Origin of the sequence: Pseudomonas sihuiensis (genome assembly GCF_900106015.1) — a bacterium.
GTDB lineage: Bacteria > Pseudomonadota > Gammaproteobacteria > Pseudomonadales > Pseudomonadaceae > Aquipseudomonas > Aquipseudomonas sihuiensis.
This window is the reverse complement of the sequence record NZ_LT629797.1, coordinates 2,943,791-2,966,089: the sequence shown is the minus strand read 5'-3', so window position 1 is coordinate 2,966,089 and position 22,299 is coordinate 2,943,791. Positions and strand designations below refer to the sequence as shown.

20 protein-coding genes and 2 tRNA genes are annotated in these 22,299 nt (G+C 60.5%); 19 read left to right on the top strand and 3 right to left on the bottom strand.

The window, feature by feature from the left end:
• Positions 1-52: 52 nt before the first annotated feature.
• Complete coding sequence (locus BLT86_RS13990) at positions 53-571, bottom strand: outer membrane protein assembly factor BamE (protein ID WP_017675346.1); 519 nt, start codon at positions 569-571, stop codon at positions 53-55.
• A gap of 94 nt (positions 572-665) precedes the next feature.
• On the opposite strand from BLT86_RS13990, the gene fur reads away from it, so the two are divergent.
• A complete protein-coding gene (gene fur / locus BLT86_RS13985; protein WP_003240531.1) occupies positions 666-1,070 on the top strand; it encodes a ferric iron uptake transcriptional regulator in 405 nt (134 codons plus the stop codon).
• Positions 1,071-1,175: 105 nt separating this feature from the next.
• On the opposite strand, the gene recN is transcribed toward fur, so the two are convergent.
• Complete coding sequence (gene recN / locus BLT86_RS13980; protein WP_017675345.1) at positions 1,176-2,852, bottom strand: DNA repair protein RecN; 1,677 nt, start codon at positions 2,850-2,852, stop codon at positions 1,176-1,178.
• Here recN and grpE point away from each other — a divergent pair.
• The 8 genes from grpE (at position 2,833) to BLT86_RS13940 (ending at position 13,198) form a co-directional block, all read left to right on the top strand.
• On the top strand, positions 2,833-3,579 hold the full coding sequence (grpE, locus tag BLT86_RS13975; protein WP_331715038.1) for a nucleotide exchange factor GrpE: 747 nt from the start codon (positions 2,833-2,835) through the stop codon (positions 3,577-3,579). The two genes, recN and grpE, sit on opposite strands and share 20 nt — an antisense overlap.
• A 99-nt stretch (positions 3,580-3,678) precedes the next feature.
• Complete coding sequence (gene dnaK, locus BLT86_RS13970; protein WP_021489336.1) at positions 3,679-5,595, top strand: molecular chaperone DnaK; 1,917 nt, start codon at positions 3,679-3,681, stop codon at positions 5,593-5,595.
• Positions 5,596-5,730: 135 nt separating this feature from the next.
• Positions 5,731-6,858, top strand: a complete 1,128-nt coding sequence (dnaJ, locus tag BLT86_RS13965) for a molecular chaperone DnaJ (RefSeq protein WP_092377437.1) — start codon at positions 5,731-5,733, stop codon at positions 6,856-6,858.
• A 48-nt stretch (positions 6,859-6,906) separates the two neighbouring features.
• Entirely contained in the window at positions 6,907-7,710 is an 804-nt protein-coding gene (gene dapB, locus BLT86_RS13960; RefSeq protein ID WP_017675341.1) for a 4-hydroxy-tetrahydrodipicolinate reductase, read from the top strand.
• A gap of 190 nt (positions 7,711-7,900) precedes the next feature.
• A complete protein-coding gene (carA, locus tag BLT86_RS13955) occupies positions 7,901-9,049 on the top strand; it encodes a glutamine-hydrolyzing carbamoyl-phosphate synthase small subunit (RefSeq protein WP_017675340.1) in 1,149 nt (382 codons plus the stop codon).
• 36 nt (positions 9,050-9,085) lie between these two features.
• Complete coding sequence (carB, locus tag BLT86_RS13950; protein ID WP_017675339.1) at positions 9,086-12,307, top strand: carbamoyl-phosphate synthase large subunit; 3,222 nt, start codon at positions 9,086-9,088, stop codon at positions 12,305-12,307.
• Positions 12,304-12,780 carry a transcription elongation factor GreA gene (gene greA / locus BLT86_RS13945; RefSeq protein ID WP_017675338.1) on the top strand — a complete coding sequence of 159 codons (477 nt, stop codon included), beginning with the start codon at positions 12,304-12,306 and terminating at the stop codon, positions 12,778-12,780. Before carB ends, greA begins: the two co-directional genes overlap by 4 nt.
• Entirely contained in the window at positions 12,758-13,198 is a 441-nt protein-coding gene (locus BLT86_RS13940) for a hypothetical protein (RefSeq protein WP_026088426.1), read from the top strand. The genes greA and BLT86_RS13940 overlap by 23 nt, the downstream gene beginning before the upstream one ends.
• A gap of 72 nt (positions 13,199-13,270) precedes the next feature.
• On the opposite strand, the gene yhbY is transcribed toward BLT86_RS13940, so the two are convergent.
• Complete coding sequence (gene yhbY, locus BLT86_RS13935; RefSeq protein ID WP_017675336.1) at positions 13,271-13,582, bottom strand: ribosome assembly RNA-binding protein YhbY; 312 nt, start codon at positions 13,580-13,582, stop codon at positions 13,271-13,273.
• Positions 13,583-13,672: 90 nt separating this feature from the next.
• Here yhbY and rlmE point away from each other — a divergent pair, with 90 nt between their 5' ends.
• The 10 genes from rlmE to nusA all read left to right on the top strand — a co-directional run bounded on the left by rlmE (position 13,673) and on the right by nusA (position 22,292).
• Complete coding sequence (gene rlmE, locus BLT86_RS13930; protein WP_017675335.1) at positions 13,673-14,296, top strand: 23S rRNA (uridine(2552)-2'-O)-methyltransferase RlmE; 624 nt, start codon at positions 13,673-13,675, stop codon at positions 14,294-14,296.
• A gap of 172 nt (positions 14,297-14,468) precedes the next feature.
• On the top strand, positions 14,469-16,382 hold the full coding sequence (gene ftsH / locus BLT86_RS13925; protein WP_092377434.1) for an ATP-dependent zinc metalloprotease FtsH: 1,914 nt from the start codon (positions 14,469-14,471) through the stop codon (positions 16,380-16,382).
• An 8-nt stretch (positions 16,383-16,390) separates the two neighbouring features.
• A complete protein-coding gene (folP, locus tag BLT86_RS13920; RefSeq protein ID WP_092377431.1) occupies positions 16,391-17,242 on the top strand; it encodes a dihydropteroate synthase in 852 nt (283 codons plus the stop codon).
• A 13-nt stretch (positions 17,243-17,255) separates the two neighbouring features.
• On the top strand, positions 17,256-18,593 hold the full coding sequence (gene glmM / locus BLT86_RS13915) for a phosphoglucosamine mutase (protein ID WP_004424414.1): 1,338 nt from the start codon (positions 17,256-17,258) through the stop codon (positions 18,591-18,593).
• Positions 18,594-18,658: 65 nt separating this feature from the next.
• Positions 18,659-19,414 (top strand): triose-phosphate isomerase, encoded by a 756-nt coding sequence (tpiA, locus tag BLT86_RS13910; protein ID WP_092377428.1) that lies wholly within the window; start codon positions 18,659-18,661, stop codon positions 19,412-19,414.
• 3 nt (positions 19,415-19,417) lie between these two features.
• The gene (gene secG, locus BLT86_RS13905) at positions 19,418-19,795 is read left to right on the top strand and encodes a preprotein translocase subunit SecG (RefSeq protein ID WP_074860159.1); all 378 of its coding nucleotides are present in this window, start codon (positions 19,418-19,420) and stop codon (positions 19,793-19,795) included.
• Positions 19,796-19,802: 7 nt separating this feature from the next.
• Positions 19,803-19,888 (top strand) — tRNA-Leu (locus BLT86_RS13900).
• Positions 19,889-19,985: 97 nt separating this feature from the next.
• Positions 19,986-20,062 (top strand) — tRNA-Met (locus tag BLT86_RS13895).
• A 129-nt stretch (positions 20,063-20,191) separates the two neighbouring features.
• On the top strand, positions 20,192-20,650 hold the full coding sequence (rimP, locus tag BLT86_RS13890; RefSeq protein ID WP_004424406.1) for a ribosome maturation factor RimP: 459 nt from the start codon (positions 20,192-20,194) through the stop codon (positions 20,648-20,650).
• 160 nt (positions 20,651-20,810) lie between these two features.
• Positions 20,811-22,292, top strand: a complete 1,482-nt coding sequence (gene nusA, locus BLT86_RS13885; RefSeq protein WP_017675330.1) for a transcription termination factor NusA — start codon at positions 20,811-20,813, stop codon at positions 22,290-22,292.
• Positions 22,293-22,299 lie beyond the last annotated feature (7 nt).

The following is a 22,299-nucleotide window of genomic DNA, read 5'->3' as shown; positions in this document are numbered from 1 at the left end:
CGGCAAATATGAAAAAGCCCGGATTCGCTCCGGGCTTTTTCGTGTCCGCGTGTTACTGCGGATCGGTTTCCAGCGGCTCGGGAGTCGGAACCGGAACGGTTTCGACCTGATCCACCTCACGCTGAATCTGCTCCAGCAGCGAGCCAGGCGCCGGCGGGGTTTCGTCCTGTGGTTTGGCTTGCGGCTGCGCACTGTCGGTGTCGCTACCTTCGCCCATGATTGCCTGGTCACGGCTGACGCCGGGCATGAAGTCGCCGGCCAGGCCAACCAGTTGGTCGCTGCCGTCGAATACCAGGCTGACGCGTTCCTGCAGGCGCTGACCGCCGCCAGGCTGGATGCTGTACAGATAATCCCAGCGATCGGCATGGAAGGTGTCGGTGATCAACGGGTTGCCCATGATAAACCGCACTTGGCGTCGGGTCATTCCCGGGCGTAGCTGGTCTATCATGTCCTGTGTCACGACATTGCCCTGTTGAATGTCGATCTTGTAAACCCCGGGGAATGAACAACCGGCGAGTGCGAAGAGCCCGGTCAGCGACAGGCTGGTCAGCAAGAGCTTGGTTTTTTGCATCGGAGGGTGACTTCCACTATCTTGGGCAACTTGAACCCCGGATCATACCCGTATTGAAGGGTGCTGCGAAGCAGCATCCATGAGAAAGCAGACCATGGTTGAAAATAACGAACTGCGCAAAGCTGGACTGAAGGTGACTCTGCCAAGAGTCAAAATCCTGCAAATGCTCGACAACGCCGAGCACCGCCACATGAGTGCGGAGGATGTCTACAAGGCTCTGATGGAGGCGGGCGAGGACGTTGGCCTGGCCACCGTATACCGCGTGCTGACTCAGTTCGAAGCGGCCGGCCTGGTGGTGCGTCACAACTTCGATGGCGGCCATGCCGTGTTCGAGTTGGCTGACAGCGGCCATCACGACCATATGGTCTGCGTCGACTCGGGTGAGGTGATCGAGTTCTTCGACGCCGAGATCGAGAAGCGCCAGAAGGAGATCGTCAAGGAGCACGGTTTCGAGCTGGTCGACCACAATCTGGTGCTGTACGTACGCAAGAAGAGCTGATTCTTCTGCGGCAATCAGAAAGGCGACCCTCGGGTCGCCTTTTTGCTTTGTCATGGCGCGGATGCAATCCGGGAGCCCTCCGGATTGCATCCGCGCTAGGCTGCTTCAGGCAGCCTGGGCGCTGGTGACCATCTTGCGCGCGTGAGCCAGGGATTCCTCGGTCAGGTCGACGCCACCGAGCATGCGGGCTATTTCCTCGACGCGGCCGCTCTCGTCCAGCTTGCTCACGGCGGTAGACGTGGCATCTTCGCCGCGACGCTTGTGCACGAACAGATGTTGATGGCCCTGCGCGGCGACTTGCGGCAGGTGTGTGACGCATAGCACCTGACCGCGCTCGCCCAGGCGGCGCAGGAGTTGGCCGACCACCTCTGCTGTGGGGCCGCCGATACCGACGTCCACTTCGTCGAATACCAGGGTCGGTACACGCGAGGTCTGCGCGGTGATCACCTGGATCGCCAGGCTGATACGTGACAGCTCACCGCCGGAGGCCACCTTGGCCAGGCCTCGTAGCGGCTGGCCGGGGTTGGCGCTGACCAGGAACTCCACCATTTCCAGGCCACTGGCATGTGGTTCTTCGCTGCTCATGGCCTGGAGCTGGATGTTGAAGCGGCCGCCAGGCATGCCCAGCGCCTGCATTTCCTGCTCTACTGCAGCAGCAAGGCGCTCGGCAGCATTGCTGCGCAGTGTGCTGAGCTCGGCGGCTTTCTCCTGGTAATGGCGCTCATAGGCGGCCAGCTCTTCGGCCAGGCGTTCACTGGCCTGGTCGTCGGCATTCAGGCCTTCAAGCTCCTCGAACAACTGTTGCTGCAAGGCGGCCAGCTCGGTGGGTTGGATGCGGTGCTTGCGTGCCAGGGTGTAGATGGTGTCCAGGCGCTCTTCGAGAAACTGTTGACGCTCCGGGTCGGCGTCGAAGTGATCGAGGAAGCGATTCAGCTCGCCGACTGCTTCTTCGACCTGGATCTGCGCACTGGCCAGCAGGTTGCTGGCTTCGTTCAAGGCACCGCCCTGGCCGCCAAAGGCGCCCAGGCGGTTGAGGCTGGCGGTCAGCGCGGACAGCACGTTGCCGGCATCGCTCTCGCTGCACAGATCGAGCACCTGGCGACAGGCCGCGAGTAGCGCTTCAGCGTTGCTCAGCGCCTTGTGCTCCTGTTCCAGCTGTTCCAGTTCGTTGTCGCCCAGCGCCAGATTTTCCAGCTCTTCCAGTTGATAGCTGAGCAGCTGGTGGCGGGCGCGCTGTTCGTCACCCTGGCTGGAGATGCGCTCCAGCTCGTTGCGTGTCTGCTTCCAGCGCTGCGCGGCGAGTTGCACCTGGCGCGCGAGGTCCTGGCTGCCGGCGTATTCATCGAGCAGGCGGCGATGGGTGTCGGTCTTGAGCAGCGACTGATGCTCGTGCTGGCTGTGGATATCGATGATCAGCTCGCCAAGTGCCTTGAGGTCGGCCTGCGGACAGGGGCTGCCGTTGATATAGCCGCGCGAGCGGCCTTCGGCGGTGATCACCCGGCGCAGGATGCACGGGCCGTCGTTGTCCAGATCCCGTTCGGCGAGCCAGGTGCGGGCTTCGGGAATGTCCACCAGGTCGAAGCTGGCGAGAATGTCAGCCTTGTCTGCGCCTGGGCGTACCACGCCGCTGTCGGCGCGATCACCCAGGCACAGGCCGAGGGCGTCGAGCATGATCGACTTGCCGGCACCGGTCTCGCCGCTGATGGCGCTCATGCCGGCATCCAGCTCGAGATCCAGGTGGTCGACGATGGCGTAGTTGTGAATGGACAGGTGCACCAGCATGGCGAACGCTCCCGAATTGATGTCTGGTTATTTATACAGTGTTTTTTCTTTCTCTGGCAATCCTCCCTATTGCCCCTTGAAAGCTGTGGAATTGACTCCATATAGGCGGCAGGAGCGCGAGTCGGTATCGCGCCAGTTTTTTCGAGAGGAGAAAGGCATGGCTGACGAACAGACCCTGGATACGCAGAATTCCGAGGCGCAGGCGGCAGAAGCTGTGGCGCCTGGTGACGACCTGGCTGCTCGCGTGCAAACGCTGGAAGAGCAACTGGCCTCTGCACAGGATCAGTCGCTGCGCATGGCTGCCGACCTGCAGAACGTGCGTCGTCGCGCGGAGCAGGACGTAGAGAAGGCACACAAATTTGCGCTGGAAAAGTTCGCTGGCGATCTGCTGCCGGTAATTGACAGTCTGGAGCGCGGTCTGGAGCTGTCCAGCCCTGACGATGTGTCGATCAAGGCCGTGCGTGAGGGCATGCAACTGACCCTCAAGCTGTTCCACGACACCCTGGCTCGCTACAACCTGGAAGCCATCGACCCGCATGGTGCGCCGTTCAACCCGGAGCATCACCAGGCCATGGCCATGGAAGAGAGCATTCACGCCGAGCCGAATTCTGTGCTCAAGGTGTTCCAGAAGGGCTATCTGCTCAACGGTCGCCTGCTGCGCCCGGCCATGGTCGTGGTCAGCAAGGCACCAACCACGCCGCCGCCGAGTATCGACGAGCAGGCTTGAAATCAGCAGTAACGACCCCATTTTTAAGTCAAGCGTTTTAGTGCTGCCGGCGCCTGAAAAACGAGGCGACGGAAAAATCAAAGTTTCGGGAGAACATTCATGGGCAAAATTATCGGTATCGACCTGGGGACCACCAACTCCTGTGTCTCCATTCTGGAAAATGGCAACGTCAAGGTAATCGAGAACGCCGAAGGCGCTCGTACCACGCCGTCGATCATCGCTTACGCCAACGACGGTGAAATCCTCGTGGGCCAGTCGGCCAAGCGTCAGGCCGTGACCAACCCGCACAACACCCTGTATGCGGTGAAGCGTCTGATCGGTCGTCGTTTCGACGAAGAAGTCGTGCAGAAAGACATTCAGATGGTGCCGTACAAGATCGCCAAGGCTGACAACGGTGACGCCTGGGTTGAAGTGAACGGCCAGAAGATGGCGCCGCCGCAAATCTCGGCTGAAATTCTCAAGAAGATGAAGAAGACCGCCGAGGACTACCTGGGCGAGCCAGTCACCGAAGCGGTGATCACCGTTCCGGCCTACTTCAACGACAGCCAGCGTCAGGCCACCAAGGATGCTGGTCGCATCGCCGGTCTGGACGTCAAGCGCATCATCAACGAGCCGACTGCGGCTGCGCTGGCCTATGGCATGGACAAGGCCAAGGGCGACCACACCGTGATCGTCTATGACCTGGGTGGTGGTACCTTCGACGTTTCCGTTATCGAGATCGCCGAAGTTGATGGCGAGCACCAGTTCGAGGTGTTGGCCACCAACGGTGACACTTTCCTCGGTGGTGAAGACTTCGATATTCGTCTGATCGACTATCTCGTCGACGAATTCAAGAAAGAAACCGGCATGAACCTCAAGGGCGATCCGCTGGCCATGCAGCGCCTGAAGGAAGCTGCTGAGAAGGCCAAGATCGAGCTGTCCTCGAGCCAGCAGACCGACGTCAACCTGCCGTACATCACCGCAGATGCCACCGGTCCGAAGCACCTGAACGTGAAGATCTCCCGCTCCAAGCTGGAGTCGCTGGTCGAGGATCTGGTGCAACGCACCATCGAGCCTTGCCGTATCGCGTTGAAGGATGCCGGTGTTGATGTCGGTTCGATCAACGACGTGATTCTGGTCGGCGGTCAGACCCGCATGCCGCTGGTACAGAAGCTGGTGACCGAGTTCTTCGGCAGAGAAGCACGCAAGGACGTCAACCCGGACGAGGCTGTTGCCATGGGTGCTGCCATTCAGGGCGCCGTTCTGGCCGGTGACGTCAAGGACGTACTGCTGCTGGATGTGTCCCCGCTGACCCTGGGTATCGAAACCATGGGTGGCGTGATGACTGCGCTGATCGAGAAGAACACCACCATCCCGACCAAGAAGTCGCAGGTGTTCTCCACTGCCGATGACAACCAGAGCGCCGTGACCATTCACGTGCTGCAGGGTGAGCGCAAGCAGGCCGCACAGAACAAGTCGCTGGGCAAGTTCGACCTGGCCGAGATTCCGCCGGCTCCGCGTGGCGTGCCGCAGATCGAAGTGACCTTCGACATCGACGCCAATGGCATCCTGCACGTGTCCGCCAAGGACAAGGCCACCGGCAAGCAGCAGTCCATCGTGATCAAGGCCAACTCCGGCCTGTCCGATGACGAAATCGAGCGTATGGTGCGTGACGCCGAGGCCAACGCCGAGGAAGACCGCAAGTTCGAAGAGCTGGCCACGGCACGTAACCAGGGCGATCAGCTGGTGCACGCCACCCGCAAGATGCTCACCGAAGCGGGCGACAAGGCGACTGCCGACGAGAAAGCGGCCATCGAGAAAGCCATTGGCGAATTGGAAGTGGCCGTGAAAGGCGACGACAAGGCCGCCATCGAGGCCAAGATGAACGCACTGTCCGAAGCCACCACGCCGCTGGCGCAGAAGATGTATGCCGAGCAGCCGCAGGGCGGTGCCGCCCAGGCTGATGCTGGCGATGCCAAGGATGCCGGTGACGACGTGGTCGACGCTGAGTTCGAAGAGGTCAAGGAGAACAAGTAAGGGATGCGGCCTGCTCGGCGGGCCGCCTCTTCTTTACGCTCCACCGTCGCTCGCGACGGGCAGGATTCGCCGCGCGGGAGCCTTCTCCCGCGTCGGCGTATCTGGAACTCACGAATCTGAGAGTGCAGCACAACTATGGCAAAACGTGATTATTACGAGATCCTGGGGGTCGAGCGCGGCGCTAGCGAAGCCGAGCTGAAGAAGGCCTACCGGCGCCTGGCGATGAAATATCACCCGGACCGCAACCCGGACGACAAAGACGCCGAAGAGAAATTCAAGGAGGCCAACGAGGCCTACGAAGTACTTTCTGACGCGGCCAAGCGTTCGGCCTACGACCAATACGGCCACGCTGGGGTCGACCCGCAGATGGGTGGCGGCGGTGGTGCTGGTTTCGGCGGCGCCAACTTCTCCGATATTTTCGGTGATGTGTTCAGCGACTTCTTCGGCGGTGCTCGCGGCGGCTCGCGTGGCGGTGCCCAGCGCGGCTCGGATTTGCGCTACACCCTCGAGCTGGATCTGGAAGAAGCGGTACGCGGTACCACCGTGACCATCCGCGTGCCGACCCTGGTCGGCTGCAAGACCTGCGATGGCTCAGGCGCCAAGAAGGGCACCAGCCCGGTCACCTGTACCACTTGTGGTGGCATCGGTCAGGTGCGCATGCAGCAGGGCTTCTTCTCCGTGCAGCAGACCTGCCCGCGCTGCCATGGCAGCGGCAAGATGATCACCGACCCTTGCGGCAGCTGTCACGGTCAGGGTCGCGTGGAAGAGAGCAAGACGCTGTCGGTCAAGGTGCCGCCAGGTGTCGATACCGGTGACCGCATTCGCCTGTCCGGCGAGGGCGAGGCCGGTACGCATGGCGGCCCGGCCGGTGACCTCTACGTGGTGGTCAACGTCCGTGAACATGCGATCTTCCAGCGTGATGGTAAGCATCTGTACTGCGAAGTGCCGATCAGCTTTGCCGATGCGGCGCTGGGTGGCGAACTGGAAGTGCCGACCCTCGATGGTCGGGTCAAGCTGAAGATCCCCGAAGGTACCCAGACCGGCAAGCTGTTCCGCTTGCGCGGCAAGGGCGTGGCACCTGTTCGTGGTGGCGCGGCTGGCGACCTGATGTGTCGGGTCGCGGTGGAAACACCGGTCAACCTGAACAAGCGTCAGCGCGAGTTGCTCGAAGAGTTTCGCAAGTCGCTGCAGGGTGACGATTCCCACTCGCCCAAGGCCAGCGGCTGGTTCGAAGGTGTGAAGCGCTTCTTCGGCGACGTTTAACCCCAAAGCGCCCCGGTGGATGCCGGGGTGACAGCTTGGAGCTGATGTATGCAACGTATTGCAGTGATGGGCGCCGCCGGGCGCATGGGCAAGACCCTGATCGAGGCCGTGAGTCAGGCCGAGGGCGCCAAGCTCAGCGCCGCCATCGACCGCGCCGACAGCAGCCTGATCGGTGCCGATGCCGGTGAACTGGTCGGCCTGGGCAAGATTGGCGTGACCCTGGTGGGTGATCTGGCCGCGGTGGTCGACGATTTCGACGTGCTGATCGATTTCACCCATCCGTCGGTGACCCTGAAGAACCTGGAAGTCTGCCGCCAGGCGGGCAAGGCCATGGTCATCGGTACCACCGGTTTCACCGTGGAAGAGAAGCAGCAGCTGAGCGAAGCGGCCAAGCAGATTCCCATCGTTTTCGCCGCCAACTTCAGTGTCGGCGTCAACCTGTGCCTGAAACTGCTGGATACCGCTGCTCGCGTGCTGGGTGACGACGTGGACATCGAAATCATCGAAGCCCACCACCGGCACAAGGTCGACGCACCGTCCGGTACCGCACTGCGCATGGGCGAAGTGGTGGCCGATGCACTGGGGCGTGATCTGCAGAAAGTCGCCGTATATGGCCGCGAAGGTCAGACCGGCGCCCGTGAGCGCGAGACCATCGGCTTCGCTACCGTGCGTGCCGGTGACGTGGTGGGTGATCACACCGTGCTGTTCGCCGCCGATGGCGAGCGTGTCGAGATCACGCACAAGGCCTCCAGCCGCATGACCTTCGCCAAGGGCGCGGTGCGTTCGGCGCTGTGGCTGCAGGGGCGTGATGCCGCTCTGTATGACATGCAGGACGTGCTGGGTCTGCGTTGATGCGAATGTGTGACTGAGGCGTCTTATCGGGTGGACCGAAAAAGGGTTTTCCTGTAAGCTTCCTGTTTTAGTGTGTCCACTAAAAGTTACGCAGAATGGCTCAAATAAAAAAGCGGGATGACCTTCACACGTCATCCCGCTTTTTTACAACCTGCGTTTGCTTCAAGCCTTGATCGAGACGGAGGTCTTCTTGACTAAGCCAGCCCCCAAACCTGCCATTTTGGCCCTTGCTGACGGCAGCATTTTTCGCGGCGATTCCATCGGGGCCGATGGCCAGACGATCGGAGAGGTGGTGTTCAACACCGCCATGACCGGCTATCAGGAAATCCTTACCGATCCATCCTATGCCCAGCAGATCGTTACCCTGACTTACCCGCACATCGGCAATACCGGTACCACCCCGGAAGATGCCGAGTCCAACCGCGTCTGGGCCGCTGGCCTGATCATTCGCGACCTGCCGCTGATTTCCAGCAACTGGCGCGACAAGCAACCGCTGGACGAGTACCTGAAAGCCAACGGCACCGTCGCCATCGCCGGTATCGATACTCGCCGCTTGACCCGTATCCTGCGCGAAAAGGGTTCGCAGAATGGCTGCATCCTGGTCGGTGACGACGCCACCGAGGAGAAAGCGCTGGAGCTGGCTCGCAGCTTCCCGGGCCTCAAGGGCATGGACCTGGCCAAGGTAGTCAGCTGCACCGAGCGCTACGAGTGGCGCGAAAGCACCTGGAATCTGAAGGACGACAGCCACCCGGAAATCCCGGCCAGCGAGCTGCCTTATCACGTTGTCGCCTATGACTACGGCGTGAAGCTGAACATCCTGCGCATGCTGGTCGAGCGTGGCTGCCGCCTGACCGTGGTGCCGGCGCAAACTCCGGCCAGCGACGTGCTGGCACTCAATCCTGATGGTGTGTTCCTCTCCAACGGTCCTGGCGATCCCGAGCCGTGCGACTACGCGATCCAGGCGATCAAGGACGTTCTGGAAACCGATATCCCGGTATTCGGCATTTGCCTCGGCCACCAGTTGCTGGCTTTGGCCTCCGGCGCCAAGACCCTGAAGATGGGTCATGGCCACCACGGTGCCAACCATCCGGTACAGGATCTCGACAGCGGTGTGGTGATGATCACCAGCCAAAACCACGGTTTCGCTGTGGACGAAAGCAGCCTGCCGGGCAACCTGCGTGCGATCCACAAGTCGCTGTTCGATGGCACGCTGCAGGGCATCGAGCGCACCGACAAGGACGCCTTCAGCTTCCAAGGGCACCCCGAGGCGAGCCCAGGGCCGCACGACGTGGCGCCACTGTTCGACCGCTTCATCGAAGCCATGGCCAAGCGCCGCTAAGCCTGCCGACTGACCCAAGGATTCGAGAGTAAGAAAATGCCAAAACGTACAGACATCAAAAGTATCCTGATCCTCGGCGCCGGCCCCATCGTCATCGGTCAGGCCTGCGAGTTCGACTACTCCGGCGCTCAGGCGTGCAAGGCGCTGAAGGAAGAAGGTTTCCGCGTCATCTTGGTGAACTCCAACCCGGCCACCATCATGACCGACCCGGCCATGGCTGACGCCACCTACATCGAGCCGATCAAGTGGGCCACCGTGGCCAAGATCATCGAGAAGGAACGCCCCGACGCCCTGCTGCCGACCATGGGTGGCCAGACCGCGCTGAACTGCGCGCTGGACCTGGAAAAGCACGGCGTGCTGGAGAAGTTCGGCGTCGAGATGATCGGTGCCAATGCCGACACCATCGACAAGGCCGAAGACCGTTCGCGCTTCGACAAGGCGATGAAGGACATCGGCCTGGCCTGTCCGGTTTCCGGCATCGCCCACAACATGGAAGAAGCGTACGGCGTGCTGGAGAAGGTTGGCTTCCCCTGCATCATCCGTCCGTCCTTCACCATGGGCGGTACCGGTGGCGGCATCGCCTACAACCGTGAAGAGTTCGAGGAAATCTGCGCTCGCGGTCTCGACCTGTCGCCGACCAGCGAACTGCTGATCGACGAGTCGCTGATCGGCTGGAAGGAATACGAGATGGAGGTGGTCCGTGACAAGAAGGACAACTGCATCATCGTCTGCTCCATCGAGAACTTCGATCCGATGGGCGTGCACACCGGTGACTCGATCACCGTCGCACCAGCTCAGACCCTGACCGACAAGGAATACCAGATCCTGCGTAACGCCTCGCTGGCGGTACTGCGCGAGATCGGTGTGGAAACCGGCGGTTCCAACGTGCAGTTCGGCATCTGCCCGAACACTGGTCGCATGGTTGTGATCGAAATGAACCCGCGTGTATCGCGCAGCTCGGCGCTGGCCTCCAAGGCCACCGGCTTCCCGATCGCCAAGATCGCCGCCAAGCTGGCTGTCGGTTACACCCTCGACGAGCTGAGCAACGACATTACCGGCGGTCGTACCCCGGCGTCGTTCGAGCCGGCCATCGACTACGTGGTGACCAAGGTGCCGCGCTTCGCCTTCGAGAAATTCCCGAAAGCCGATGCCCGCCTGACCACTCAGATGAAATCCGTCGGTGAAGTCATGGCCATCGGCCGTACCTTCCAGGAGTCCATGCAGAAAGCCCTGCGCGGTCTGGAAGTCGGCGTTGCCGGCTTCGATCCGAAGCTCGACCTGAACGACCCGGAGGCTGAAAGCACCCTGCGTCGCGAGCTGACCGTGCCCAGCGCCGACCGTATCTGGTACGTGGCTGATGCCTTCCGCGCCGGCAAGACCGTCGCCGAAGTGTTCGAGCTGACCCGTATCGACGAGTGGTTCCTGGTGCAGATCGAAGATCTGATCAAGGACGAGGCCACCGTGCAGACCCTCGGTCTGTCGGCCATCGACCGCGACCTGATGTTCAAGCTCAAGCGCAAGGGCTTCTCCGATGCGCGCCTGGCCAAGCTGCTGGGTGTTTCCGAGAAGAGCCTGCGTGCTCATCGCCACAAGTTGAAAGTGCTGCCGGTGTACAAGCGTGTGGACACCTGCGCCGCCGAGTTCGCCACCGACACCGCCTACATGTACTCGACCTACGAGGAAGAGTGCGAGGCCAATCCGTCGAGCCGCGAGAAGATCATGATCCTCGGTGGTGGCCCCAACCGTATCGGCCAGGGCATCGAGTTCGACTACTGCTGCGTACACGCCGCGCTGGCCATGCGTGAAGACGGTTACGAGACCATCATGGTCAACTGCAACCCGGAAACTGTCTCCACCGACTACGACACCTCCGATCGCCTGTACTTCGAGCCGGTGACCCTGGAAGACGTGCTGGAAATCGTCCGTGTCGAGCAGCCGAAAGGCGTCATCGTCCAGTACGGCGGCCAGACCCCGCTGAAGATCTGCCGCGCCCTGGAAGAAGCGGGCGTGCCGATCATCGGCACCAGCCCCGAGGCCATCGACCGCGCCGAAGACCGCGAGCGCTTCCAGCAGATGGTGCAGCGCCTGAACCTGCGTCAGCCGGCCAATGCCACTGCGCGTAGCGAAGACGAAGCCCTGGCCCTGTCGAAGAACATCGGTTACCCGATGGTGGTGCGTCCGTCCTACGTGCTGGGCGGCCGGGCGATGGAAATCGTCTACCAGGAAGAAGAGCTCAAGCGCTACATGCGCGAAGCGGTGAAAGTCTCCAACGATAGCCCGGTGCTGCTCGATCGCTTCCTCAACTGCGCCATCGAAGTGGACGTGGATGCGGTTTGCGACGGCGAGACCGTGGTGATCGGCGCGATCATGCAGCACATCGAACAGGCCGGCGTGCACTCTGGTGACTCCGCCTGCTCGCTGCCGCCGTACTCGCTGCCGATGCACATCCAGGACGAGATCCGCGACCAGGTCAAGAAAATGGCCCTGGAACTCGGCGTGGTCGGTCTGATGAACGTGCAGATGGCCGTGCAGGGCGAGGATATCTACGTCATCGAGGTGAACCCGCGCGCCTCGCGTACCGTGCCGTTCGTCTCCAAGTGCGTCGGTGAGTCGCTGGCCAAGGTGGCTGCGCGTGTCATGGCTGGCAAGAGCCTGGCCGAGGCCGGTTACAGCAAGGAAATCATCCCGCCGTTCTTCAGCGTCAAGGAAGCGGTATTCCCCTTCGCCAAGTTCCCAGGCGTCGACCCGATCCTCGGCCCGGAGATGAAGTCCACCGGTGAAGTCATGGGTGTCGGTGATACCTTCGGCGAAGCCTTCGCCAAGGCCCAGCTGGGCGCCAGCGAGATCCTGCCGAACTCCGGTTGCGCTTTCATCAGCGTACGTGAAGATGACAAGCCGGAAGCCGTTCAGGTCGCCCGTGATCTGATCGCGCTGGGCTTTGAAGTGGTTGCCACTGCCGGTACCGCCAAGGTGATCGAGGCTGCTGGTCTGCCAGTTCGTCGAGTGAACAAGGTGACCGAAGGTCGTCCGCATGTCGTCGACATGATCAAGAACGACGAAGTGACCCTGATCATCAATACCACCGAGGGGCGTCAGTCCATCGCTGACTCCTACTCGATCCGTCGTAACGCCCTGCAGCACAAGATCTACTGCACCACCACCATCGCGGCGGGGCAGGCGGTCTGTGAAGCGCTCAAGTTCGGCCCGGAGAAGACTGTGCGCCGGCTGCAGGATCTGCATGCAGGAATCAAGGCATGATCAAATATCCAATGACCGTTCAGGGCGCTCGCGCCCTGGAAGAAGAGCTGGCGCACCTGACCAAGGTGGTTCGCCCGAAACTCAGTCAGGACATCGGTGAAGCCCGCGAGCTGGGTGATCTCAAGGAAAACGCCGAGTACCACGCCGCGCGTGAGCAGCAGGGCATGGTCGAAGCGCGTGTGCGTGATATCGAAGGTCGTCTGCAGAACGCGGTGATCATCGATGTCACCACCATCGAGCACACCGGCAAGGTGATCTTCGGCACCACGGTGGAGATTGCCAACGTCGAGACTGACGAAAGCGTGACCTACCAGATCGTTGGCGAGGACGAAGCCGACATCAAGCAGGGCAAGATCTCCGTCGGTTCACCCATTGCCCGTGCTCTGATCGGCAAGAGCGAGGGCGATGTAGTCGCGGTACAGACCCCTAGTGGCTTGATCGAGTACGAGATTGTCGAAGTCCGTCATATCTAAACCGCAACAACCGTCTCGGGCGGCTGCCGTCAGTTGGCAGCTGGCCCAGACCCTCTGGGTGGGCGGCTTGTGGTTGTTGCAGTTCGTCATTCTGCCGGCCATCGGCCAAAGCGGTCTGGCGCCTCTGCTGGTGCAGGAGATAGCCACGCGGCTGGTGCCGCTACTGGTCGGTCTGACAGCGGTGTGCGTTGCGCTGCAGGCTTTTGCCTTGCTGCGCAGTGAAGGTCTGTCGAGTCTGCTGCGGGATATGCGTGGGCAACTACTGCTGACCGTTGCGGCCATGGCCCTGAGCTACTTCGCTGTGTTGCGCTACTGGCCCGAGGTCGAGTATTGGCTGCGCTTCAGCTATCTGGTGATGGCATTTTGTGGGCTGTTGCTGGTGCTGCAGCCTGTGCCTGGGGCGCCAGTCAGGCGCTAACGACGCTTTCAGACGCGAATTCATTCGCGATCAGGGCACGCCATGCCTGCCCGTGATCGCGATGGATGCGCCTCAACCCTGGTAACGAATAACGTTGGACAGGTTGCGATTCGGCTTGGGGTTCTTGCGATAGAGCAGGGCGACCTTGCCAATCGACTGGACCAGTTCAGCGCGTCCGCTCTCGCACAGGGCTACAATGGCGGCCTGGCGATCCTCGCGTTCGGTGAGGCGCAGCTGTACCTTGATCAGTTCGTGATCGTTCAGGGCACGGTCCAGTTCGGCCAGCACGCCCTCGGTCAAACCATTGTCAGCCACGATCAATACAGGTTTCAGGTGGTGGCCGATAGATTTGAATTGTTTCTTCTGCTCTTGAGTGAGCGGCATAATCGTTAGTACCTAATTCGGTCTGGAAAACGGCGCCTATCTTACCCGAGCCCGCGCAGTTATTCATGACCCGTTGAGTCAGAGGTTTAAGTGGCACGTTCCAAGACCAGCCAGCGTTGGCTGAAAGAACATTTCGATGATCCCTACGTGAAGATGGCGCAGAAGGACGGCTATCGTTCGCGCGCCAGCTACAAGTTGCTGGAAATCCAGGAGAAGGATCGCATCCTGCGCCCAGGGATGACCGTGGTTGATCTCGGCGCCGCACCAGGCGGCTGGTCGCAGGTCACCAGTCGAGTGATCGGCGACAAAGGGCGTCTGATCGCCTCCGATATCCTGGAGATGGACAGCATTCCCGATGTCACCTTCATTCAGGGTGATTTCACCGATGACGCGGTCTTCGCGCAGATTCTCGAGGCCATCGGCGAAAATCCGGTGGATCTTGTTATTTCCGATATGGCCCCCAATATGAGTGGGGTAAGAACCGCCGATCAGGCACGTGCGATGTATCTGTGCGAGCTGGCGCTGGATCTGGCCGGGCGTGTCTTGCGTCCAGGTGGCGATTTTCTGATCAAGATTTTCCAGGGTGAAGGTTTCGACGCCTACCACAAGCAGGTGCGCGAGACGTTCGACAAGGTGCAGATGCGCAAGCCGCTGTCCTCGCGCGATCGCTCCCGTGAGCAATATCTGTTGGCGCGCGGCTTTCGCGGGATGTGAGTTGAAACTGGTGTCCGCCCTGTCGGTCTCAGTCGCAGAAACCTCATAAAGGGTTACAGACGGTGCCTGCGGGACGCGGGCGTTTGGTGTAAGTTAGTCGGTATATCATTGGTCGTCATGGGAAGCCCGCTTCGCCACGAGGCCTGCTTCAGAGGGTAGCTAATTGAACGACATGGCAAAGAATCTGATCCTGTGGCTGATCATTGCGGCGGTGCTGGTTACCGTGATGAACAACTTCTCCAGTCCGAGCGAGCCGCAGACCCTGAGCTACTCGCAATTCATCGAGCAGGTGAAGGAGGGGCGCGTCGAGCGCGTGACCGTCGATGGTTACGTGATCACCGGCAAGCGCACCGATGGCGAGGGGTTCAAGACCATTCGTCCGGCGATCCAGGACGGCGGCCTGATTGGCGACCTGATCGACAACAACGTGGTCATCGAAGGCAAGCAGCCTGAGCAGCAGAGCATCTGGACTCAGTTGCTGGTCGCCAGCTTCCCGATTCTGGTGATCATCGCCGTATTCATGTTCTTCATGCGCCAGATGCAGGGCGGTGCTGGTGGCAAGGGCGGGCCGATGAGCTTCGGCAAGTCCAAGGCGCGTCTGCTCTCCGAAGATCAGGTCAAGACCACCTTCGCCGATGTCGCCGGTTGCGACGAGGCCAAGGAAGAAGTCAGCGAACTGGTGGAATTCCTCCGCGATCCGGGCAAGTTCCAGCGCCTGGGCGGTCGCATACCGCGTGGCGTACTGATGGTTGGCTCGCCGGGTACCGGCAAGACCTTGCTCGCCAAAGCCGTGGCTGGTGAGGCGAAAGTGCCGTTCTTCACCATTTCCGGTTCCGACTTCGTTGAGATGTTCGTCGGTGTTGGTGCCAGCCGTGTTCGCGACATGTTCGATCAGGCCAAGAAGCACGCGCCGTGCATCATCTTCATTGACGAGATCGACGCCGTGGGTCGCCATCGTGGCGCCGGCATGGGCGGCGGTCACGACGAGCGTGAGCAGACCCTCAACCAGTTGCTGGTGGAGATGGACGGTTTCGAGATGAATGACGGCATCATCGTCATCGCTGCCACTAACCGTCCGGACGTTCTCGACCCTGCGCTGCTGCGTCCTGGCCGCTTCGACCGCCAGGTGGTCGTTGGTCTGCCGGATATTCGTGGTCGCGAGCAGATTCTGAAAGTGCACATGCGCAAGGTGCCGATGAGCGACGACGTGCAGCCGGCGGTGATCGCCCGCGGCACCCCGGGCTTCTCCGGCGCCGACCTGGCCAACCTGGTCAACGAGGCCTCGCTGTTCGCCGCCCGCGCCGGCAAGCGCGTGGTGGAAATGAAGGAATTCGAGCTGGCCAAGGACAAGATCATGATGGGCGCCGAGCGCAAGACCATGGTCATGTCCGACAAGGAGAAGCTCAACACCGCGTTCCACGAGGCGGGCCACGCCATCGTTGGTCGTCTGGTGCCCGAGCATGATCCGGTCTACAAGGTGTCCATCATTCCGCGTGGTCGTGCTCTGGGCGTGACCATGTTCCTGCCGGAAGAAGATCGTTACAGTCTCAGCAAGCGCGCGCTGATCAGCCAGATCTGCTCGCTGTTCGGTGGTCGTATCGCCGAAGAGATGACCCTGGGCTTCGATGGCGTCACCACGGGCGCCTCGAACGACATCATGCGCGCCACCCAGTTGGCCAAGAACATGGTCACCAAGTGGGGGCTTTCCGAGAAGCTGGGCCCGCTGATGTATGCGGAAGAAGAGGGTGAAGTTTTCCTCGGTCGCAGCATGGGCAGCCAGGCCAGCAACGTTTCCGGCGAGACTGCCAAGCTTATCGACGAGGAAGTGCGTCGCATCATCGATGAATGCTACGCCACGGCCAAGAAACTGCTGGTAGAGAACCGTGACAAGCTCGATGCCATGGCCGAAGCGCTGATGAAGTACGAAACCATCGACGCCGAGCAGATCGACGACATCATGAACGGCCGCGAGCCTCGTGAGCCACGCGGCTGGGATGGTGGCGGTGACTCCGGTGCTCCGCAGGCCAAGGTCGACGAGCCAGATCGTTCTGAAAAGCCCATTGGTGGGCCGGCGGCCGAGCACTAAGGTTTCATATGTCTCAAGCGCAACACCCGAGCCGGCTACCCTGTGGTAGCCGGCTTCTTGATTTGTCCCGTCCGCAGGTGATGGGCATCCTCAATGTAACTCCTGATTCTTTCTCCGACGGTGGGCGCTTTACGGCGCGCGATGCTGCGTTGCGTCACGCCGAGCAGATGGTCGCCGCAGGTGCGACGCTGATCGATATCGGTGGTGAGTCCACCCGCCCGGGCGCCCGGGCCGTTTCTCCGACCGAAGAGCTGGAGCGGGTTGCGCCGGTGGTCGAAGCTATCGCCCGTGAGCTCGACGTGATCATTTCCGTGGATACCTCGACGCCCGCAGTCATGCGCGAAAGTGCAAGGCTGGGCGCGGGGCTGATCAATGATGTACGTTCGTTGCAACGTGATGGTGCTCTGGATGCCGCGGCAGATACTGGTTTGCCGGTCTGTCTGATGCATATGCGTGGCGAGCCCGGCAACATGCAGGATGATCCGCAATATCCGGATATCGTCGCTGAGGTGCGTGATTTTCTCGCCGAGCGCATGGCCGTCTGCACGACAGCCGGTATTCCCGCTGAGCGGATCCTGCTCGATCCGGGCTTTGGTTTTGCCAAGACCCTGGAGCACAATCTCGCCCTGTTCAAGCGCATGAGTGAGCTCTCTACGTTGGGGCGGCCCTTGCTGGTTGGTGTCTCACGCAAGAGCATGATCGGCAAGGTGCTCGGTCACGAGGTTGGCGGTCGTCTCTACGGTAGTCTGGCATTGGCTGCTCTGGCCTTGACCAAGGGCGCACATATTTTGCGTGTGCATGATGTCGCCGAAACGGTGGACGTGGTGCGCATGATCGCTGCGGTTGAAGCGGCGCAATAACAAGGAAAGCGTTATGGCTAGAAAATACTTCGGCACCGACGGCATTCGTGGTCGCGTTGGCCAGTTTCCTATTACTCCGGATTTCATGCTCAAGCTCGGTTGGGCGGCTGGCATGGCGTTTCGCAAGCAGGGCAAGTGCCGCATCCTGATCGGTAAGGACACGCGTATCTCTGGCTACATGTTCGAGTCCGCCCTCGAGGCTGGGCTGGCTGCCGCGGGTGCGGACGTGCAACTGCTCGGGCCGATGCCGACGCCGGCCATTGCCTATCTGACGCGCACTTTCCAGGCCGATGCCGGTATCGTCATCAGTGCTTCGCACAATCCGCATGACGATAACGGCATCAAGTTCTTTTCCAGCGAAGGCACCAAGCTTCCGGACGATGTCGAGGCGATGATCGAAGAGTTGCTCGATCAGCCGATGACCGTGGTGGAGTCCGCCGGGATCGGCAAGGCCTCACGGATCAACGACGCCTCCGGTCGCTACATCGAGTTCTGCAAGGGCAGTGTGCCCAGCGGCACCAGCTTCAAAGGCCTGAAGATCGTCATCGATTGCGCCCACGGCGCTGCCTACAAGGTCGCGCCGAGTGTATTTCGCGAGCTGGGTGCGGAGGTTCGGGTCATTTCGGCGCAGCCCGACGGTCTCAATATCAATGATGCTTGCGGTTCCACGCACATTGCTGCGCTGCAGGCTGAAGTGGTCGCGCAGCAGGCCGATCTGGGTATCGCCTTCGATGGCGATGCTGATCGTGTGCTGATGGTCGACCAATATGGTGCGGTGGTCGATGGTGATGAACTGCTGTTCATCATTGCGCGTGATCTGCAGGAGCGTGGGCGGCTGCGTGGTGGTGTGGTAGGCACGCTGATGAGCAATCTCGGGCTGGAACTGGCTCTGGCCGATCTCAACATCCCATTCATTCGCGCCAATGTCGGTGATCGTTATGTGATCGCTGAATTGCTGGCGCGCAACTGGCAGCTCGGTGGCGAGAATTCCGGGCACCTGGTGTGCTTCCAGCACACCACGACTGGTGATGCGATTATTGCGGCCCTGCAAGTGTTGATGGCGCTCAAGCGCCGCGGTCAGAGCCTGGTTGATGCGCGCAGCGATCTGAAGAAGTGTCCGCAGGTGCTGGTCAATGTGCGGTTCTCCGGTGCTGTCGATCCGCTCGAGCATCCTTCGGTGAAGGAAGCCTGCGCGCGGGTGACCGAGAGCATGGCGGGGCGCGGTCGAGTGCTGCTGCGCAAGTCCGGCACCGAGCCGCTGGTGCGAGTGATGGTCGAAGGTGACGAGGAAAGCTCGGTTCGCGGCTATGCCGATGAATTGGCTAAGATTGTTGCCGAAGTCTGTGCTTGATTGCGCTTGCTACCGAGGGTGCTCTTGGGTAACATCTGCGCCCTCTTTGATCGACGAGGTAAAACATGCGTCGCCCCTTGGTCGCTGGTAACTGGAAAATGCACGGTACCCGCGCAAGCGTCGCAGAGCTGATCGAAGGTGTACGTCAGCAGGTGCTGCCTTCTGATGTCGATGTTGCGGTGTTTCCCTCCAGTCTGCATATCGCTCAGGTCGTCGAAGGCCTGAAGGGTAAAGCAGTGAAGGTTGGGGCTCAGGATTGTGCGGCACAAGTAGAGCAGGGCGCCTTGACTGGTGAGCTGGCGGTTAGTCAGTTGGTCGACGGCGGTTGTGAGCTGGTGCTGGTTGGTCACTCGGAGCGTCGCCTGATTCTGGGTGAGAGTGACGAAGTGGTCGTGCGCAAGTTTGCAGCGGTACAGGCTGCAGGTTTGACTCCCATGCTCTGTGTGGGTGAAACCCGCGAGCAGCGTGAAGCGAATACAACGCTGGGTGTGGTGGGTGGCCAGTTGGCCGCAGTGATCGACGCGCTGGGTGTCGATGCGCTGAAAAACGCCGTAGTGGCCTATGAGCCTGTATGGGCCATTGGTACCGGGTTGACCGCTACGCCCGAGCAGGCTCAGGAAGTGCACGCAGCGATCCGTGCGCAAGTTGCGCTGCTCGATGCTGGTGTCGCGAGTGGGTTGAGAATTCTTTATGGTGGCAGTGTGAAGGCCGCCAGTGCTGCCGAGTTGTTCGGCAAGCGGGATATCGATGGGGGGCTCGTAGGTGGCGCCTCTCTGAATGCGGATGAATTCGGTGCGATCTGTCGCGCTGCAGGAAACTGAAGAATGCTGGAAACAGTCATTGTTGTTCTGCACCTGCTGGGTGCGATCGGTATTGTGGTGCTGGTGCTGTTGCAGCAGGGTAAAGGCGCTGACGCAGGTGCGTCGTTCGGTTCGGGTGCTTCGGCAACTGTATTCGGAAGCCAAGGTTCCTCTACCTTTCTGAGTAAGTTTACTGGTATACTCGCCGCGGCTTTTTTCATTACCAGCTTGGGTTTAGCGTTCTTTGCTAAAGAAAAAGCTGATGCACTGACTCAAGTTGGTCTGCCAGATCCAGCGGTTCTGGAAGTTCAACAAAAACCGGCTGTCGAAGATGTGCCGGTGCTCGAAGAGCAAGCTCCAGCATCCGATGCTTCGGATGTGCCGGAGGCTCCAGGGCAGTAACAGTTTTGCCGAGGTGGTGGAATTGGTAGACACGCTACCTTGAGGTGGTAGTGGCCATAGGCTGTAGGGGTTCGAGTCCCCTCCTCGGTACCATACTCAAGAAAGCCCGCAGTTCGCGGGCTTTCTTGTTGCTGGAGTGTTTGGTTGACCCTCGCCAGGGGGTGGCCGTATAATTCCGGCCCAGCTTTGACGCGGGGTGGAGCAGTCTGGTAGCTCGTCGGGCTCATAACCCGAAGGTCGTAGGTTCAAATCCTGCCCCCGCAACCAGTTTCAGCAGGCCCCTTTTCAGGGGCTTTTTGTTAGCTGAAAGACAGTGTCCGTTGGTATTTACGGCGGATTGAAGGGATGGGCGTTTCGCCCATTTTTTATTTGCACAGCATGCACGAGGGCCGTTAAGTGTCGAGCAAGCTAGAACAGTTGCAGGCCTTGTTGGCCCCAGTAATCGAGGCGCTCGGTTACCAATGTTGGGGCATCGAGTTCCTGTCGCAGGGGCGTCATTCGCTGCTGCGTGTCTATATCGATAAAGCCGATGGCATCCTGATCGACGATTGTGAAATCGTCAGCCGTCAGCTCAGTGGTGTACTCGATGTCGAGGATCCGATTACCTCGGAGTACACACTGGAAGTTTCTTCTCCTGGCATGGATCGTCCGTTGTTCACCCTCGAACAGTTTGCGACGCATGCCGGTGAGCAGGTGAAGATCAAGCTGCGTTCGCCTTTCGACGGGCGTCGTAACTTCCAGGGCCTCCTTCGCGGTGTGGAGGAGCAGGACGTGGTAGTTCAGGTGGATGACCACGAGTATCTGTTGCCGATCGACCTGATCGACAAGGCCAATATCATCCCCCGATTTGATTGAGATGCGGATTCTGTGGCGCTGCTGGACTGTCGATTGTCGGCGCAGCGCAAGCGACACAGATGGCGCGAAGGTAGCGCGGCAGCTCACGAAGATAGCGCCAATGGCGTGAACGTGAAGCGGACTGCGCAGAACCAATGGATTGCGAAAGGCGAGGCGTACGATGAGCAAAGAAGTACTGCTGGTTGTTGAGTCGGTATCCAATGAAAAGGGTGTACCGGCCGGCGTGATTTTCGAGGCGCTGGAGCTGGCTCTGGCGACCGCCACCAAGAAACGTTTCGAGGACGAAGTCGACCTGCGTGTGTCGATCAACCGTCAGAACGGTAGCTACGAAACTTTCCGCCGCTGGACCGTGGTCGATGAGTCCGAGTTCGAGGATCCGGCCTACCAGGTGACCGAGGACATGCCGCAGGCCGTTGAGGCCAACGCCAAGATCGGTGACGTGCTCGAAGAGAAGATCGATTCCATCGAGTTCGGTCGCATCGCCGCGCAAACCGCCAAGCAGGTCATCGTGCAGAAAGTGCGCGAGGCCGAGCGTGCTCAGGTGGTAGACGCCTACCGCGAGCGCCTGGGTGAGATCATCTCTGGCACCGTGAAGAAGGTCACCCGCGACAACGTCATCGTAGACCTGGGCAACAACGCCGAGGCACTGCTGGCCCGTGAAGACATCATTCCGCGCGAGACTTTCCGCGTGGGTGTGCGTCTGCGTGCCCTGCTCAAGGAAATTCGTACCGAGAACCGCGGCCCGCAACTGATCCTGTCGCGTACCGCTCCGGAAATGCTGATCGAGCTGTTCCGCATCGAAGTACCGGAAATCGCCGAAGGGCTGATCGACGTCAAGGCTGCCTCCCGTGATCCGGGTTCGCGCGCCAAGATCGCCGTACGCTCCAAGGACAAGCGTATCGACCCGCAGGGTGCCTGCATCGGTATGCGTGGTTCGCGCGTCCAGGCCGTTTCCGGCGAGCTGGGCGGTGAGCGCGTCGATATCGTGCTGTGGGACGACAACCCCGCGCAGTTCGTCATCAATGCCATGTCGCCGGCTGAAGTGGCTGCGATCATCGTCGATGAAGATGCCCATGCCATGGACATCGCCGTTGGCGAAGACAACCTGGCCCAGGCCATTGGTCGTGGCGGTCAGAACGTGCGTCTTGCCAGTCAGTTGACCGGCTGGACCCTGAACGTGATGACCGAAGCGGACATTCAGGCCAAGCAACAGGCAGAAACCGGCGACATCATGCAGTCCTTCATCGACGAGCTGGAAGTCGACGAAGAACTGGCTCAAGTCCTGGTCGAAGAGGGTTTCACCAGTCTCGAAGAGATTGCCTACGTACCCATGGAAGAAATGCTCAGTATCGACGGCTTCGACGAGGAGATCGTCAATGAGCTACGTGCACGGGCTAAGGATCGTCTGCTGACCAAGGCGATCGCCAACGAGGAGAAGTTGGCCGATGCCCATCCGGCAGATGATCTGCTGGAACTGGAAGGCATGGACAAGGCGCTGGCTCTCGAGCTCGCGCTGCGCGGCGTGATTACCCGTGAAGACCTGGCCGAGCAGTCGATCGACGACCTGCTCGACATCGACGGCATCGACGAAGAACGTGCCGGCAAGCTGATCATGGCCGCTCGAGCCCACTGGTTCGAATAAGCGGTTG

Coding starts and splice junctions, on each gene's coding strand:
- BLT86_RS13990 (WP_017675346.1), bottom strand. CDS start 571: ATGCAAAAAACCAAGCTCTTGCTGACCAGCCTGTCGCTGACCGGGCTC.
- fur (WP_003240531.1), top strand. CDS start 666: ATGGTTGAAAATAACGAACTGCGCAAAGCTGGACTGAAGGTGACTCTG.
- grpE (WP_331715038.1), top strand. CDS start 2,833: ATGGACAGGTGCACCAGCATGGCGAACGCTCCCGAATTGATGTCTGGT.
- recN (WP_017675345.1), bottom strand. CDS start 2,852: ATGCTGGTGCACCTGTCCATTCACAACTACGCCATCGTCGACCACCTG.
- dnaK (WP_021489336.1), top strand. CDS start 3,679: ATGGGCAAAATTATCGGTATCGACCTGGGGACCACCAACTCCTGTGTC.
- dnaJ (WP_092377437.1), top strand. CDS start 5,731: ATGGCAAAACGTGATTATTACGAGATCCTGGGGGTCGAGCGCGGCGCT.
- dapB (WP_017675341.1), top strand. CDS start 6,907: ATGCAACGTATTGCAGTGATGGGCGCCGCCGGGCGCATGGGCAAGACC.
- carB (WP_017675339.1), top strand. CDS start 9,086: ATGCCAAAACGTACAGACATCAAAAGTATCCTGATCCTCGGCGCCGGC.
- greA (WP_017675338.1), top strand. CDS start 12,304: ATGATCAAATATCCAATGACCGTTCAGGGCGCTCGCGCCCTGGAAGAA.
- yhbY (WP_017675336.1), bottom strand. CDS start 13,582: ATGCCGCTCACTCAAGAGCAGAAGAAACAATTCAAATCTATCGGCCAC.
- ftsH (WP_092377434.1), top strand. CDS start 14,469: ATGGCAAAGAATCTGATCCTGTGGCTGATCATTGCGGCGGTGCTGGTT.
- folP (WP_092377431.1), top strand. CDS start 16,391: ATGTCTCAAGCGCAACACCCGAGCCGGCTACCCTGTGGTAGCCGGCTT.
- glmM (WP_004424414.1), top strand. CDS start 17,256: ATGGCTAGAAAATACTTCGGCACCGACGGCATTCGTGGTCGCGTTGGC.
- tpiA (WP_092377428.1), top strand. CDS start 18,659: ATGCGTCGCCCCTTGGTCGCTGGTAACTGGAAAATGCACGGTACCCGC.
- secG (WP_074860159.1), top strand. CDS start 19,418: ATGCTGGAAACAGTCATTGTTGTTCTGCACCTGCTGGGTGCGATCGGT.
- nusA (WP_017675330.1), top strand. CDS start 20,811: ATGAGCAAAGAAGTACTGCTGGTTGTTGAGTCGGTATCCAATGAAAAG.